The following is a 13,807-nucleotide window of genomic DNA, read 5'->3' on the forward strand; positions in this document are numbered from 1 at the left end:
AGGTTAGCTTTTTTTTATTAAAAATCGTATAATCTATGTGATAAACATCCTAAAAAAATAGAAAGGATTTTTATGGTTGATTTTAAAAAAAATGAAAAGGTGAGTGCAATAATCTTTGGACTTATAAATGTAGGACTTATTTTTCTTTCTACATATTATTTGATTTTTGCATTTTGTGTGCCGATTTTTACGGCGATAAAATTGTGGGACTTGGATGATAAAAATAAACCAATATTTTTATTTGTAAGCGGATTAATTTTGGCTTTAATTGATAGAAAATTAGCTTATTTTTTGATGCTTCCAATGTTAATTTCTGGGCTTGTAATTTTTTACATAATTAAAAGAAATAAAACTGACAAGGATTCTATAAAAATTCTTACACTAATATTTTCAGTTTTATCTTTGGCGATTATTGGGTATCTTTACACTAAGACAGACTTTAAAATAAATGATTTAGTAAAAAACGTAGAGCAAGTATTTGTTGAACAAGATTTTAAATTTGATAAGGAAATAATAAGAAAAAGTCTAAAAACTATGCCATCGCTTATGGTTTTCTTTTCTTTAATTTATAGTATGATTTCTTTAAAATTGGTCAGAAATTACTTAAATTATAGAGATGAAAATATAAGGGATTTAAGAAGGATTAATACGATAAGAATTGAAGTTAAAGATTTAAAACTTATTTTTGCTTCTTTGATTCTTGCAATACTTTTAAGTAAAGTCTTAGGATTTTCAGAAGAATTTATATATTTAAATTCAATCATGACTTTTAAATTAATATTTTCTTTGAATGGAATTTTACTTATAGATTATTTTGTAGCATTAAGGAAAAACAGATTGTCAAGAGTCTTTAACTGGTTTTTAATGTTTATATTATTTTCCTATGCAGGAGAAATAATCGCCCTTATTGGTTTTATTGATACATTTGTTAATTTTAGAAAAAAAGTGAGGATAAGATGAAAGATAAATTAAGGTATTTTACAAAAGAAAATTATATATTTATATTGATAGTGCCTCTTATTATTTCTTTAGTCTTATTTTTTTATGAAAAAATATTTGCAACAATTGGTCTAATTTTTGTGGCTTTGTTATATTTTTATATAAAAAAAATTGATGATCATAATGAAGATTATTTTCAAGCCTATATAGATGAGATGGATTATTCTTTTGATGAAATAACTAAAAACGTAGTATTTCAAATGCCATTTCCTATAGTAATCTTGGAAGACGGAAAAATAATTAAATGGCACAATTCTAATTTTAAAGAATTATTCGAAGCCAAAAATTTAATAGGAAAAAGCGTAAATAATTTTATAGCAGACTTTAATTCAATTGATTTTACAAAAAAATCAACTGATCCTATTAGGGTAGATATTTATGATAAGGTTTATGAATTTTACTATTCTACAATAAAAAGAGACAAATTTGATGATGAGCTTACCTTTGTCTATGGAATTGACAATACAAGTGATGAAAATATTAAAAAAATATTTAAAGACAGAAGACTTGTAGTTTTAACGATGTATATTGATAATTTTGATGATTTAAGACAATCAACAAAGGCAAGTGACAGGTCATCACTTACTGGAGAAATTGATAGGCTAATAATGAATTATTTTGACAAATATGGTGCCATGGTCAGAAAATATGAAAATGATAGGTACATGGTAATGATTCATTATGAAGATTATAAAAAGATTTATGACAGTAAATTTAAAATTTTGGATATGGTAAGGGATGTCAAAAAAGGAAATTCTATCCAACCAACCCTATCAGTTGGTGTAGGTTTATCAGGATCAAAACCATTTGATATTTACGAAGAATCCAGAATTTCAATAGATATTGCCCTATCCCGTGGGGGAGATCAAGTTGTAATTAAAGAAGGAGATAATTACGAATATTTTGGAGGAAAATCAAAAGCTACAGAAAAAATTTCTAAAGTAAGAAGTCGTGTTATTTCTCAAGCTTTAAAAAGAATGGTAGAAAATTCATCAAAAGTTTTTGTCATGGGCCACAACAATCCAGACATGGATTCTTTTGGATCAGCTCTTGGAATTTATGAGGGAATAAAAAGTATTGGAAAAGATTGTTATTTCGTTTTAAATGATGTAAACAAACCAATTGAAAATATATATAATAGAACAGTTGAAGATTTACAAGGTTTTAGGGAAGATATAGTTACAGAAATTAAGGCTTTGGAGTTAATGGACCAAGGATCATTGGTAATTGTAACCGATAATCATAGAAAAAATTCTACAGAAGCTCCATCACTTTTGGATAAAACAGATCAAATTGTAATAATTGATCATCACAGAAGGGGAAATGATTATATAAGAAATGCTACAATTTCTTACATTGAACCTTATGCATCAAGTGCAAGTGAGCTTGTAACAGAAATTTTAAATTATTTTGATGAATCATTTAAGGCCAGGGTTCCAGTTGCAGAAGCCCTTCTTGCAGGTTTAACTGTTGATACTAAAAATTTTGTTTACCAAACTGGAGTAAGAACTTTTGAAGCCGCATCAATTTTAAAAAGATGGGGAGCAGATTCTATAATCATTAAAAGAATGTTCAAAGATGATTTTGAAATAGTTAAATATAAATCAGAAGTTATAGCTGATTCGACAGTTGTTTATGATTTTATAGCAATTGGTCATTTTAATAGGGAAATGGATGGATCAACTTTAATAGCAAGTCAAGCAGCTGATGATTTATTAAACATAAAAGGTGTTAAGGCAAGTTTTGTTTTGACAAAATCAAACGATAAAATTCACATATCAGGAAGGAGCTTGGGAGATATTTCAGTTCAATTAATTTTGGAAAGAATTGGAGGAGGAGGACATTTGACCTCAGCCGCAACCCAACTTGATATGAGTATTGAAGAAGCAGAACTTATGCTTAAAAAAGCAATTAAGGAATATTTAGAGGAGGAATTACAAGATGAAGATAATATTAACTGAAGATGTTAAAAAAATTGGTAAAAAAGGTGAAGTAGTAAATGTCAAACAAGGTTACTTTAGAAATTATATTTTACCAAATAATCTTGGTGTAGAAGCAAATAAAGAAAATTTAGCTAAACTTAATGAACACTTAAAAGAGCTTCAAAAAGAAGAAGATAAAAATATTAAAGAAGCTAATGAAAATAAAGAAAAAATTGAAAATACTGAAGTAACAATCAAGGTAAAAGCTGGAGAAAATGGAAAATTATTTGGTTCAATTACAAATATGGATATCAAAAAAGCTCTTGATGAGAAAAATATAGAAGTTGATAAGAAAAAAATTGAAAAGGCTGATATTGATTCCTTAGGAAGATATGAAGTTGTAATTAAACTCTACCAACAAATTTCTGCAAAATTAAAAGTGAATGTAGAGGCTGAATAATGGAAGAGTCTCTCAGGCAAATGCCTAGTGACATTAATTCAGAAATGGCCATAATTGGTTGTATAATTAAAAAAAGTGAAACCATAGACCAGGCTATACAATTGGTAAAGCCCTATGAGTTTTATGATTCAAGATGCCAAAGAATTTATAAGACTTTAGTTAATATGTATCAAAAAGATATAAAAATAGATGAAGTAAGTCTTATTTCAAAATTAAAATCAGAAAACATCTTGGAAGAAGTTGGGGGAGAGAAGTTTATTTTAGAGATAACACTCTCCTCATTTTATACTCCAAACATGGACCAATACTGTGAAAATGTCAAAGAAAAAGCCTTGCTTAGGGCTTTAATTGGAGCTTGCGATGAAATAGTTGGAAAATCTTACGAGCAAAAAAAGGATGCCAAAGAAGTAATCGAGATGGCAGAATCAAAAATTTTTGAAATAAGCCAAAAAAATCTTGAAAAAGGTCTTGTAAGAGTTTCTGAAACTATGGATGAAACAATCAAACAATTGGAGCTTTTAAGTTTAAATGATGGAAAAATCACAGGAGTTACTACAGGAATTTCAAGTGTAGACAACAAATTATCAGGTCTTCAAAATGCACAATTAATTTTACTTGCAGCAAGACCTGCCATGGGAAAAACTGCCCTTGGACTTACTATGGGTTGGAATGCGGCAAATGCTGGAAAATCGGTTGCATTTTTTTCACTAGAAATGTCAACCTACCAATTAAATCAAAGATTAATTTCTATGGTTTCAATGATTGATCTTGAAAAAATAATTACAGGAAATTTGGAAGCTGACGAGTGGATTGAAATAATAAATGCAATTACAAAAATTAAGGAAAAAGAAATTTATGTTGATGAAACTCCAGGCATAACTTTATCAGAGCTTAGGAGTAAGTGCAAAAGGTTAAAAGCTGAAGAAGGTTTAGATTTAATTGTAATTGATTATTTGCAACTTATGACAGGCGAGGGAAGATTTGATAATAGGCAACAAGAAATTGCACAAATTTCAAGAGGATTAAAATCTTTATCAAAAGAAATAAATTGTCCGGTTTTATCTCTTGCCCAATTATCTCGTGAGGCCGACAAAAGATCTGACCACAAGCCAATTTTATCAGACCTTCGTGAATCTGGAGCAATCGAGCAAGATGCTGATGTTGTTATGCTTTTGTTTAGAGAAGATTATTATGATGAAGACGATAATCCAAATGTTGCAAAAGTAATTCTGGCAAAGCATAGAAATGGACCGACAGGGCTTATGGAATTATTTTTCCACAAACAATGTACGACTTTTAAAGATTTAAAACACGAAGATTAAAATGAAAATAATTGGAAAAGACGAAGACATATATTTAAAAAAATTAGACTTAGATGATGCCTATGATTTAAGAAAATGGTCAATGAACGATGATGAAAGACTAAAAGGCTATAATTATGGAAATTTTTCTCAAATTGACTGCGAAGTTTGGTTTATGAATGTAAATATTTATAGAAAAAGATATTTTGCAGTAAGAAAAATTGATAACGATGAATTTATTGCCTTTATTGGTCTAAAAAATTACAATCCAATTTTAAGAAAAAGTGAATTGGGCATTGTTTTTGATCCAAAATATACATCGAAGGGTTTTGGCTATAAGGCTATGAAAATTTTACTTGATTATTATTTTAATGATTTAAAATTTTACGAGCTAAACCTTGATGTAAATAATTTTAATAAAAGGGCAATTTCTTTGTACGAAAAATTGGGTTTTAAAAAAATTGGAAATACTACAGAAATTTTTGAAAATCAGGAAGTTTTTCCAGATGACCAATATTTTTTTACAAGAAATGGAAAAATTTATAGTTTAATTACAAAAATGAAAATAAGAAAAGATGGAAGGTAATAATTTGGAATTTAAAATTCAAAATTTAAGTTTGGATATGGGGGAAACTTCATTTGAAAATATGTTTTTAAATACATATGTTCCCATGGCAGACGGTGATAGCCTAAAAGTTTTTTTGCTTATATATAAGGATTTAAAATCTAGTGGAGAAGTTGATTTAGAAAAAATAAAAAAACAACTCCTTTTCGATGATGAGAAAATGAATGAAATAATTTCATATTGGATAAATATGGGTGTGTTTAGGAAAAAAGATAGGGGCGATGGGAGTTTTTATTTTGAAATAATTTCTCTAAGACAAGCTTACTTTGGAAATTCTAATGAAGTGGGAGCTGAAACCATGCTTGATATTTCAAAAAGAAAATCTGTTATGTTTGACCAGGTTGAAAGAATTATCCAAAGACAATTAACTCCCCAAGATATTAGAAGAATCCAAGAAACTTTGGAAGAATATAAGCAAGATCCTGAGCTTGTTACTGAAGCTTTTAGGCAGGCAAAAGAAGTTAATAATGTTGATGTTAAATATGTAATGGGATTTTTAAAAACTTGGAGAGACCAAAGTGTTTTTTCTTTAAATGATTTAAAAATAAAAGAAGAAAGAGCAAAATTATTGAGGGAAAAATCTCCAAGAAAATATAAGAGTGCAAAGAAAGTTTATAGGTCAAAAAATAGAAATCCAAATGAAAAATCTTTTGCCGAAAAGGCAAGAGAAGAAAGATTTAGAAGAATTCTTGAAGGAGGGGATAGAAAATGAGTCCCAATGATAATATTTCAAGAATAATTGAAAAAAGAAGAATTGATAGTTTGAAAAATCAAGAAAAAAGAAAAAAAGAAATCTACGAAAAATTTCCAAGAATTATGGTGATTGATAAAACTATTGCATCACTTGGTCAGCAAGGAGCAAAAATCGCCCAAGGTGGAATGGATGTAGAAGAATTTAAAAGAAAATTAAGGGATCTTGATAGGGAAAAAGAGGAAATTTTAGTAAAAAATTCCTATCCAAAAGATTATTTAAAAATCCACTATTATTGTGAAATTTGCAAAGACACTGGTTTTGTAAATACAAAAACCTGTTCTTGTAGGAAAAAACTTATAATTGAGAAAAAATATACCCAATCAAATATAAGTAGACTTGTTCAAAGAGAAAATTTTAGGACTTTTAATCCAAATTTATATTCAAAAAATATATACGAAAATTATCCAATAAGTCCTTATGAAAATATAAAAAGAGTTGCAAATGAGGCCAAGGCCTATGCTGATAATTTTCCAAAATCTTACAGAAATCTTTATATTTTTGGAGATGTTGGAAGGGGAAAAACTTTTTTGATAAATTCTATAGCAAAGGAGATTTTGGATAAAAATTATTCAGTCCTTTATCTTACAGCCACAAAATTATTTTCTTTTATGAACGATTATATGTATGCCTTTTCTGAAAGGAAAGAAGAATTAAAGGGAATGTATGATTTAATTTTCGAGTCTGATCTTTTGATAATTGATGATTTAGGAAGTGAAAATGATAGAAATTCTAATGAATCAAATTTATTTGAAATTGTTAATGATAGGATTATTAACAAAAAACCTATAATTTTTTCATCAAATTATTCTGAAGATGAGCTTATGGAGTTTTATGGGGATAGGATTTTTTCAAGAATAATTGGTTCAAGCGATGTAATGGAAATTTTTGGAGAAGATTTAAGACTTTTATTTTAGGAGATATTATGCTTGTAGTAGATAGACAAACCATGCAAAATATTGATAGCTATGCCATAAACGAGATTAAAATTCCATCTCTTTGTTTGGTTGAAAGGGCAGCACTTTCTGTGATGGAAAATATTAATCTTGATATTAGGCACTCTTTTGCAATTATTGTTTCTTGTGGAAATAATGGTGCTGATGGACTTGCTCTTGCAAGAAATTTGCTAGCACTTGGAAAAAATTGCCATATTTATATTATTGGAAATAAAAATAAGGCGAGCAAGGATTTTATAATTAATTATAATGCTTGTAAAAATCTTACGAAAGAAATTTATCCAATTGAAACTATTGAAGATATGAATTTTTTGAGGGAAAATCTTGATAAGGTTAATACAATTATTGATGGGATTTTTGGAACTGGTTTAAATAGACCTGTTTCTGGAATTTATGCAAATATTATTGAATTAATAAATGAAAAAAATATCTACACAATTTCCATAGATATTCCTTCAGGTTTTGATGCAAATGGTGAAAATAATTATGGATCTTATGTTGATAGTGATTTAATTGTTTGCATGCAAATTTTAAAAAAGGGTCTTTATGAAGACAATTATTTTAGAGATAAAACTGTAGTTTGTGATATAGGCCTTCCAAAAATCGCAATCGAAAAATTTATAAATATTTGAAAAAAACAAAAATAAAAGTATATTAGAATTAATTGAATAAAGCTGTGATGAGAAGTAGTAATTAAAAATAGCCTTTAGAGAGAAGATGGTTGGTGAAAATCTTTGGTGAAAGTTAATGAATCCGTCTTTGAGCTTATAAATTTTAAAGTGAATGAATTTATTTCATTAAATTGGGTGGTACCGCGATAATCTCGTCCCTTTTTGGGACGGGATTTTTTTGTAAAAAATTTAGGAGGAAAAATGTTAGACATAAAATTTGTTAGAGAAAATCCAGAACTAGTTAAGGAAAATATTAAGAAAAAATTCCAAGATGAAAAATTAGTTTTGGTAGATGAGGTTATTGAACTTGATGAAAAATTAAGGGATGTAAAAACTGAGGGAGATAATTTAAGGGCAAAAAGAAATAAAACTTCAAAGCAAATTGGTGCTCTTATGGGTCAAGGAAAAAAAGATGAGGCTGAAAAAGTAAAAGAAGAGGTTTCAGATATAAATGAAAAACTTGTTCAAATTGAAGAAGACACAAGAAAATTCCAAGACCAATTAAAAGAAAAAATGCAAGTCATTCCACAAATGATTGACGATTCAGTTCCAATAGGAAAAGATGATACAGAAAATGTAGAAATAGAAAGATTTGGTGAAAATGTAACTCCAGATTATGAAGTTCCTTACCATGTTGACATTATGGAAACATTTAATGGAATTGATTTAGATTCTGCAAGGGATACATCAGGTGCTGGTTTTTATTATTTAAAAGGAGATATAGCAAGACTTCATTCAGCAATTCTTTCTTATGCAAGAGATTTTATGATTGATAAGGGATATGAATACCACATTCCTCCATTTATGATTAGATCTGACGTTGTTACAGGCGTAATGAGCTTTTCTGAAATGGAAGATATGATGTATAAAATCGAAGGAGAAGATTTATATTTAATCGGAACAAGTGAACACTCAATGATTGGTAAATTTATAAATTCTATCACAGACGAAGATGATATGCCATTAAAAATGACTTCATATTCACCATGTTTTAGAAAAGAAGTTGGAGCTCACGGAATTGAAGAACGTGGAGTTTATAGAATTCACCAATTTGAAAAACAAGAAATGGTTATAATTTGTAAACCAGAAGATTCAAAGAAATTTTATGATGAATTGTGGCAAAATACTGTAGAATTTTTCAGATCTTTAGAAATTCCTGTAAGAACACTCGAATGTTGTTCAGGAGACTTGGCAGATTTAAAAGTAAAATCTTGTGACGTTGAAGCATGGAGCCCAAGACAAGGAAAATATTTTGAAGTTGGTTCATGCTCAAATCTTGGAGATGCTCAAGCAAGAAGACTTAAAATAAGATTAAGAGGAGAAAAAGGAAATTATTTTGCCCACACATTAAATAATACAGTAGTAGCTCCTCCAAGAATGTTAATTGCATTTTTAGAAAACTTATTACAAGAAGACGGATCAGTTAAAATTCCAAAACCACTACAAATGTATATGGGCGGAATGGAAAAACTTGTTCCAAAAAATAAATAATAGTATTATTTAGCTTTAAATAAAAAATTAAAAGATAGCAAAGTTAGGAAAAACTTAACTTTGCTGTCTTATTTAGATAAACAAGAATTTTATACAGTTAAGTAATGATAAATTATTAGCAAAAATTTTCTCAAAAAGTATTGAGAATGATTATAATTTTCTTTATAATAAAATTATAATATAAGTCAATAATAAAAACTCAAAATTAAAAATATTTCATTATGGGAGGAATAATATGAATTTTGAAATGCTAAAGGATAATTTATATTATAAAATTATAAGAGCGATTTTTGCTATAGCTATGATTTTTCTTATAGTTAGTTCTTACTTTGGATATAAGGTGCCTGAAAATTTAGCTAAATTAATCACATTTATTTTTTATATTATATTTTTTGTAAATTTTGTTTTGGTATATAAAAATAAGTCTTTATTTTGGAATCTACTTATAATTTGTGTTTCTATTTTTTCTATAATATCTATAATTTTTTAAAATATACAGAAAAACTCTAAAGCTTTTAATTAAACTTTAGAGTTTTTTCTTAGAATATTTTTTTATCTGTAATTATTAAATCTAATTTTTGGTCAAAATGATCAAAATTTAATTTGTAAGATTTATTTATTTGGTAAAATAAACCGATGTAAAAGGACTTGTGATTTTTTATATAATTATCATAAAATCCTCCGCCATAACCAAGTCTGTATTTATTTTCATCAAATGAAAGGCCTGGAACTATAGTAAGGTTGATTTTTTCCTTTGTTATTTCTAATTTTGATGTTTTAATTTTATATTTTCCATTAACAAGATCATCAAATGATCTTAGTAAAACTGCCTTCATTTGATGTTTTCCTATAATCTTTGGTATATAAACTTCCTTTTTATCCAAAAATGCTTTTTTTATTATTTCTTTTGTATCAATTTCATCATCTGTTGAATAATAAATAAAAATTGATTTGGCATTTTTATAAAAATCACTTTCTATGACCTTTTCTTTTATTTTTTTATCCCAAATTTTTTTATTATCTTTACTGATTTTTTTTCTGTTATTTATAAAATAACGTCTAAGCTCATTTTTCATCAGCCGACTCCAAAATCTGTTATATTATAAAGATAGTCAATTTTTGGATTTTGCTTTAATTTTTCATGATATTTTTCTAAAAACCAGGCCAAAAGTTCATCATCTCTTTTTACATCGGTTGAATTTTCATTAAAAACATTTACAGTTGCATGGGAGAAATGATTTAAAATTATATTCATATCATTTTCAATCATTTCTTTTGTTTGTCCTTTTATTCCAACCATAATGCAAGGAGAATCAAAATATTTTAAAACATCTTCGTAAGTTTTAAAGCTTGCTCCTTTTTTTAAATAATTTTCACGAAAATCATTGTCAAAAGTTTCTACTCCAGTTTTAAGAATTATTTTTTGGTTTTTAAAATATTCTCTAATTTCATGGACTTTTTTCCTATAGATCCAATGACATTCGAAAAATAGGGTGTGGATATTTTTTGAATCGACAAGGTCTTTTATCATTTTTTTTGTATTTTCTGTTAATTCAAAAAATGATGCTGAATCTATAACTTCAAGAACTCCGTATTTTCCTGTGACTTTTTCCAAAATTTTTTTATTTATTTGGTCAATTTTTTCTTTATCAAGCTCATTATCTTCTATATAATCGCAAAACCTACATTTTCCCCACTTGCAAGGTCTTGCTTTTAAAAGTACTATTTCTCTTTTATATTTTTTATCAATTTCTGCGTATCTTTCCATTATTTTAACTTCCTAAAAGTGTTTTTTGTTTTCATATAAGCTGCTGTAATTTCTGCTCCCAAAATTATAGTAAGGGAAAATAAAAGCATCCAAACCAAAAGGGCTATTATTCCAGCAAGAGCTCCATAAATTACTGACATATTGCTTAAATTATTTAAGAAAAATGAATAGGCAAAACTTGTTATTGTAATCATAATTCCTGTTGAAATTGATCCAACCAAAGCATCTTTAAAACTTATTTTTACAGAGTCATTGTAGGGGGCAAATTTGTAAAGAAGGCTTAGGCCAAATATTAAAATTAGTGGTGGAACAATTCCAGAAATTAGATTTACTAACCAAGAAAATTCTTTTATAGAAAAGTCGGAATTTACAAGTTTTAGAACATCATCAATCAAATTAAATATTCCCTTAGAATAGATTCTTAATAAAAAAATAAAAATAAGGATAAAAATTAATACGAAAGTGTACAAAAATCCAAATATTTTATTTTTTATTAATGAATGATCGTCCTCAAGACCATAGGCTACATTAATAGCAAGAATTAATTTTGAAACTCCTTTTGACGCTGACCAGAGGGCGAATATTAAAGTTATGGTTGAAATTGTAGAAACTGAAGAGGAATCAATAATAGATTTTACAATAGCCATTATTACTCCTCTTATTGAATCTGGTAAAAGTTTTATATAATCAATTACAACATCCTCGTTTCCTTTCATATATCTTGTAACCAAGTTTGATAAAACTAAAAGCATGGGTATGGCAGCTGACAAAAAATAATATGAAAGGGAAGAGGCAAGGGTCATCAGGTCATGATTTTTTATCCTTTCGATTAAATTCACAATGAATTTTTTAAAATTTCTCTGATTTATTTTCATTTTAAAAACCTATCAAACCATTCTTTTATTGCTTCAAGTCTTTTTATTCTTGCTTTTGGCTTTCCTGATCTCGATAATTCGTGATTTTCTCCGTGGAAAATATACATTTTTGATTCGACTCCGTTTTCTTTTATTCTTGTATACATTTGAAGACCTTGTTCCAATGGACACCTATAATCTTCATCAGAGTGAATAAACATAGTTGGAGTTTTTACATTTTTGGCATATTTTATTGGAGATTGATCCCACATTTTTTCTAAATTATCCCAAGGATTTGCTCCTGTTTGGTCTGGTCCAAAATAATATCCAATATCAGAAGTTCCATAAAATGAAGTCCAATTTGAAATAGATCTTTGAGAATTTGCAGCCTTAAACCTGTTTGTGTGAGAAATAATCCAATTTGTCATAAAACCACCGTAAGATCCTCCATAAACTCCCATTTTATTTTTATCAATTTGTGGGAATTTTTTTATTGCTAAATCTGTAAAATTCATCAAATCTTGGTAGTCAATTGAACCATATTTTCCTCTTATATCAGAAAATTTTACACCATTTCCGCTTGAACCGTGAGGGTTTGTATAAATAATTATATATCCATCATTTGCAAAAACTTGGTGTTCGTGGTGGAAAATATTTGAAAGTTCAGTTTTTGGACCACCGTGGATTGATAAAAGTGTTGGATATTTTTTGTTTTCATCAAAATCTACTGGAAGAAGGACATAGCCTCTAATTTTATCTCCGTTTGATTCATAGTAGAATTCTTCTATTTGTCCAATAGATGAATTAATTTTATTATCAAGTAAAATTTCTCCACTTTTTTTATCTTTTAGGTGGGAAAGTCTATCTTCTGTCATGGCAAAATAATAAATATTTTCATCAGAAACCACAAAATCTTCAACACAACCTGAAATTTCTAGTTTTAAATTTTTATTTTTGTCTAATGAATAAAGTTTTGATTCTTCTTTTTCTGTAACTATAAAGTAAAGTTTTTGATTTTTGTATGAGAAAGTCTTAAAAGATTCAACTCTTGCATCACTTCCTATAGAATTTCCAAAGGATTTGTCAAAATCTTCTGGGGAAATTTTTTCGAAATTTCCTGATAGGTCACTTTTATAAATAAAGGCATCTTCATTTATTCCGCCTTTTTTCATATCAGTTCCAACAAAAATCAAATTATCATTTTCATCAAAAAATACATCATAATAGGAAAAAATATTTTCTATTATGGTTTTTTCTTCCATTTTTTCTAAATCTAAAATTATTAAATCTTCTCTTAGCCTTGAAACTTCATTGTCATTTTTTCCAACAACAAGGGCAAGTTTATTTTTCTTTTCATTAATGGCAAAGGCATTTAAATTTTCATTAGAAAATTCTCTTAATTTTTTTAAACTTTTGTCATCTTTTTTGTATAAATAAAGACTTACTGGGTCATTTTTTATAAAGCCAGAACCATTAAAGTAAAAAGGAAGCTTTGTAATTTCTTTGTAAAAAGAATTTTCCTTTTCTTCTTCTATTTGTTTTTTTTCTTTTTTTTCACTTGCTTTTATTAGATAATATCCATTTTTTAAGTCTTTAAGGTAGGATACATTTTTATTTATTTTAAAATCAAGTTCTCCTACTGCCATAGACCTGTCTTTTTTATAAAAATAATCAAATTCATCGTCTGATTTTTCCTTATAAATTAAATTATCATCTTCATCGAAAATAAATTGATTTATTGAACTATTTTCAGAAATCTTATATTTTTTGTTTTTTTCTATATCGAAAAGATAAAGATAGGAATTATATTTGTTTTTATTAAAATTTGCATTTGTTTTTAAAAATGCAAGAAATTTTTGATCATTTGATATTTCAAGATTTGAATAAAAATCGTAAGTCAAAATATCATTAATTTTTGTTTTCTCCATATTTCCTCCTCATTTTATCTCATTATACAATATATTTTAATAAAGAAAAAACTAAAGGTTTACATAAACTTTATAAGGGTA

13 protein-coding genes and 1 other annotated feature are annotated in these 13,807 nt (G+C 27.4%); of the genes, 9 read left to right on the forward strand and 4 right to left on the reverse strand.

The features are described 5' to 3' along the window. Positions 1-72: 72 nt before the first annotated feature. The 9 genes from BN3265_RS03245 to serS all read left to right on the forward strand — a co-directional run bounded on the left by BN3265_RS03245 (position 73) and on the right by serS (position 9,176). Positions 73-960 (forward strand): DUF2232 domain-containing protein, encoded by an 888-nt coding sequence (locus BN3265_RS03245; protein WP_058990125.1) that lies wholly within the window; start codon positions 73-75, stop codon positions 958-960. Next, complete coding sequence (locus tag BN3265_RS03250; RefSeq protein WP_058990126.1) at positions 957-2,960, forward strand: DHH family phosphoesterase; 2,004 nt, start codon at positions 957-959, stop codon at positions 2,958-2,960. The genes BN3265_RS03245 and BN3265_RS03250 overlap by 4 nt, the downstream gene beginning before the upstream one ends. Further along, positions 2,941-3,381, forward strand: a complete 441-nt coding sequence (gene rplI / locus BN3265_RS03255; protein WP_058990127.1) for a 50S ribosomal protein L9 — start codon at positions 2,941-2,943, stop codon at positions 3,379-3,381. The genes BN3265_RS03250 and rplI overlap by 20 nt, the downstream gene beginning before the upstream one ends. Continuing rightward, positions 3,381-4,703: a replicative DNA helicase gene (dnaB, locus tag BN3265_RS03260; RefSeq protein WP_058990128.1), complete on the forward strand. Its 1,323-nt coding sequence runs from the start codon at positions 3,381-3,383 to the stop codon at positions 4,701-4,703. The genes rplI and dnaB overlap by 1 nt, the downstream gene beginning before the upstream one ends. A gap of 1 nt (position 4,704) precedes the next feature. Continuing rightward, entirely contained in the window at positions 4,705-5,268 is a 564-nt protein-coding gene (locus tag BN3265_RS03265) for a GNAT family N-acetyltransferase (protein ID WP_058990129.1), read from the forward strand. After that, positions 5,258-6,019: a DnaD domain-containing protein gene (locus BN3265_RS03270; protein WP_058990130.1), complete on the forward strand. Its 762-nt coding sequence runs from the start codon at positions 5,258-5,260 to the stop codon at positions 6,017-6,019. Before BN3265_RS03265 ends, BN3265_RS03270 begins: the two co-directional genes overlap by 11 nt. Continuing rightward, a complete protein-coding gene (locus tag BN3265_RS03275; RefSeq protein WP_058990131.1) occupies positions 6,016-6,975 on the forward strand; it encodes an ATP-binding protein in 960 nt (319 codons plus the stop codon). The genes BN3265_RS03270 and BN3265_RS03275 overlap by 4 nt, the downstream gene beginning before the upstream one ends. 8 nt (positions 6,976-6,983) lie before the next feature. After that, entirely contained in the window at positions 6,984-7,646 is a 663-nt protein-coding gene (locus BN3265_RS03280) for an NAD(P)H-hydrate epimerase (RefSeq protein WP_058990132.1), read from the forward strand. A gap of 35 nt (positions 7,647-7,681) precedes the next feature. After that, positions 7,682-7,848: a binding site (T-box leader), on the forward strand. A gap of 38 nt (positions 7,849-7,886) precedes the next feature. Next, complete coding sequence (gene serS, locus BN3265_RS03285) at positions 7,887-9,176, forward strand: serine--tRNA ligase (protein ID WP_058990133.1); 1,290 nt, start codon at positions 7,887-7,889, stop codon at positions 9,174-9,176. Positions 9,177-9,715: 539 nt separating this feature from the next. On the opposite strand, the gene BN3265_RS03295 is transcribed toward serS, so the two are convergent. Genes BN3265_RS03295 through BN3265_RS03310 form a run of 4 tightly spaced genes read right to left on the reverse strand, consistent with a single transcriptional unit; the run spans position 9,716 to position 13,726 of the window. Then, positions 9,716-10,252, reverse strand: coding sequence for a 5-formyltetrahydrofolate cyclo-ligase (locus BN3265_RS03295; protein ID WP_058990135.1), 537 nt, complete (start codon positions 10,250-10,252; stop codon positions 9,716-9,718). Then, positions 10,252-10,944 carry a radical SAM protein gene (locus BN3265_RS03300; protein WP_058990136.1) on the reverse strand — a complete coding sequence of 231 codons (693 nt, stop codon included), beginning with the start codon at positions 10,942-10,944 and terminating at the stop codon, positions 10,252-10,254. Before BN3265_RS03300 ends, BN3265_RS03295 begins: the two co-directional genes overlap by 1 nt. Continuing rightward, positions 10,944-11,819, reverse strand: coding sequence for a YihY/virulence factor BrkB family protein (locus BN3265_RS03305; RefSeq protein WP_058990137.1), 876 nt, complete (start codon positions 11,817-11,819; stop codon positions 10,944-10,946). Before BN3265_RS03305 ends, BN3265_RS03300 begins: the two co-directional genes overlap by 1 nt. Beyond that, entirely contained in the window at positions 11,816-13,726 is a 1,911-nt protein-coding gene (locus BN3265_RS03310; protein WP_058990138.1) for an alpha/beta hydrolase family protein, read from the reverse strand. Before BN3265_RS03310 ends, BN3265_RS03305 begins: the two co-directional genes overlap by 4 nt. Between the last annotated feature and the right edge of the window lie 81 nt (positions 13,727-13,807).

This window comes from Anaerococcus rubeinfantis (assembly GCF_001487145.1).
In the GTDB taxonomy this organism is placed as follows: domain Bacteria; phylum Bacillota; class Clostridia; order Tissierellales; family Peptoniphilaceae; genus Anaerococcus; species Anaerococcus rubeinfantis.

What these genes read in the sequence shown, in the direction of transcription:
- BN3265_RS03295 (WP_058990135.1), bottom strand. Translation starts at nt 10,252, where the DNA reads ATGAAAAATGAGCTTAGACGTTATTTTATAAATAACAGAAAAAAAATC.
- BN3265_RS03275 (WP_058990131.1), top strand. Translation starts at nt 6,016, where the DNA reads ATGAGTCCCAATGATAATATTTCAAGAATAATTGAAAAAAGAAGAATT.
- BN3265_RS03245 (WP_058990125.1), top strand. Translation starts at nt 73, where the DNA reads ATGGTTGATTTTAAAAAAAATGAAAAGGTGAGTGCAATAATCTTTGGA.
- BN3265_RS03280 (WP_058990132.1), top strand. Translation starts at nt 6,984, where the DNA reads ATGCTTGTAGTAGATAGACAAACCATGCAAAATATTGATAGCTATGCC.
- BN3265_RS03310 (WP_058990138.1), bottom strand. Translation starts at nt 13,726, where the DNA reads ATGGAGAAAACAAAAATTAATGATATTTTGACTTACGATTTTTATTCA.
- BN3265_RS03300 (WP_058990136.1), bottom strand. Translation starts at nt 10,944, where the DNA reads ATGGAAAGATACGCAGAAATTGATAAAAAATATAAAAGAGAAATAGTA.
- BN3265_RS03265 (WP_058990129.1), top strand. Translation starts at nt 4,705, where the DNA reads ATGAAAATAATTGGAAAAGACGAAGACATATATTTAAAAAAATTAGAC.
- serS (WP_058990133.1), top strand. Translation starts at nt 7,887, where the DNA reads ATGTTAGACATAAAATTTGTTAGAGAAAATCCAGAACTAGTTAAGGAA.
- rplI (WP_058990127.1), top strand. Translation starts at nt 2,941, where the DNA reads ATGAAGATAATATTAACTGAAGATGTTAAAAAAATTGGTAAAAAAGGT.
- BN3265_RS03305 (WP_058990137.1), bottom strand. Translation starts at nt 11,819, where the DNA reads ATGAAAATAAATCAGAGAAATTTTAAAAAATTCATTGTGAATTTAATC.
- BN3265_RS03270 (WP_058990130.1), top strand. Translation starts at nt 5,258, where the DNA reads ATGGAAGGTAATAATTTGGAATTTAAAATTCAAAATTTAAGTTTGGAT.
- BN3265_RS03250 (WP_058990126.1), top strand. Translation starts at nt 957, where the DNA reads ATGAAAGATAAATTAAGGTATTTTACAAAAGAAAATTATATATTTATA.
- dnaB (WP_058990128.1), top strand. Translation starts at nt 3,381, where the DNA reads ATGGAAGAGTCTCTCAGGCAAATGCCTAGTGACATTAATTCAGAAATG.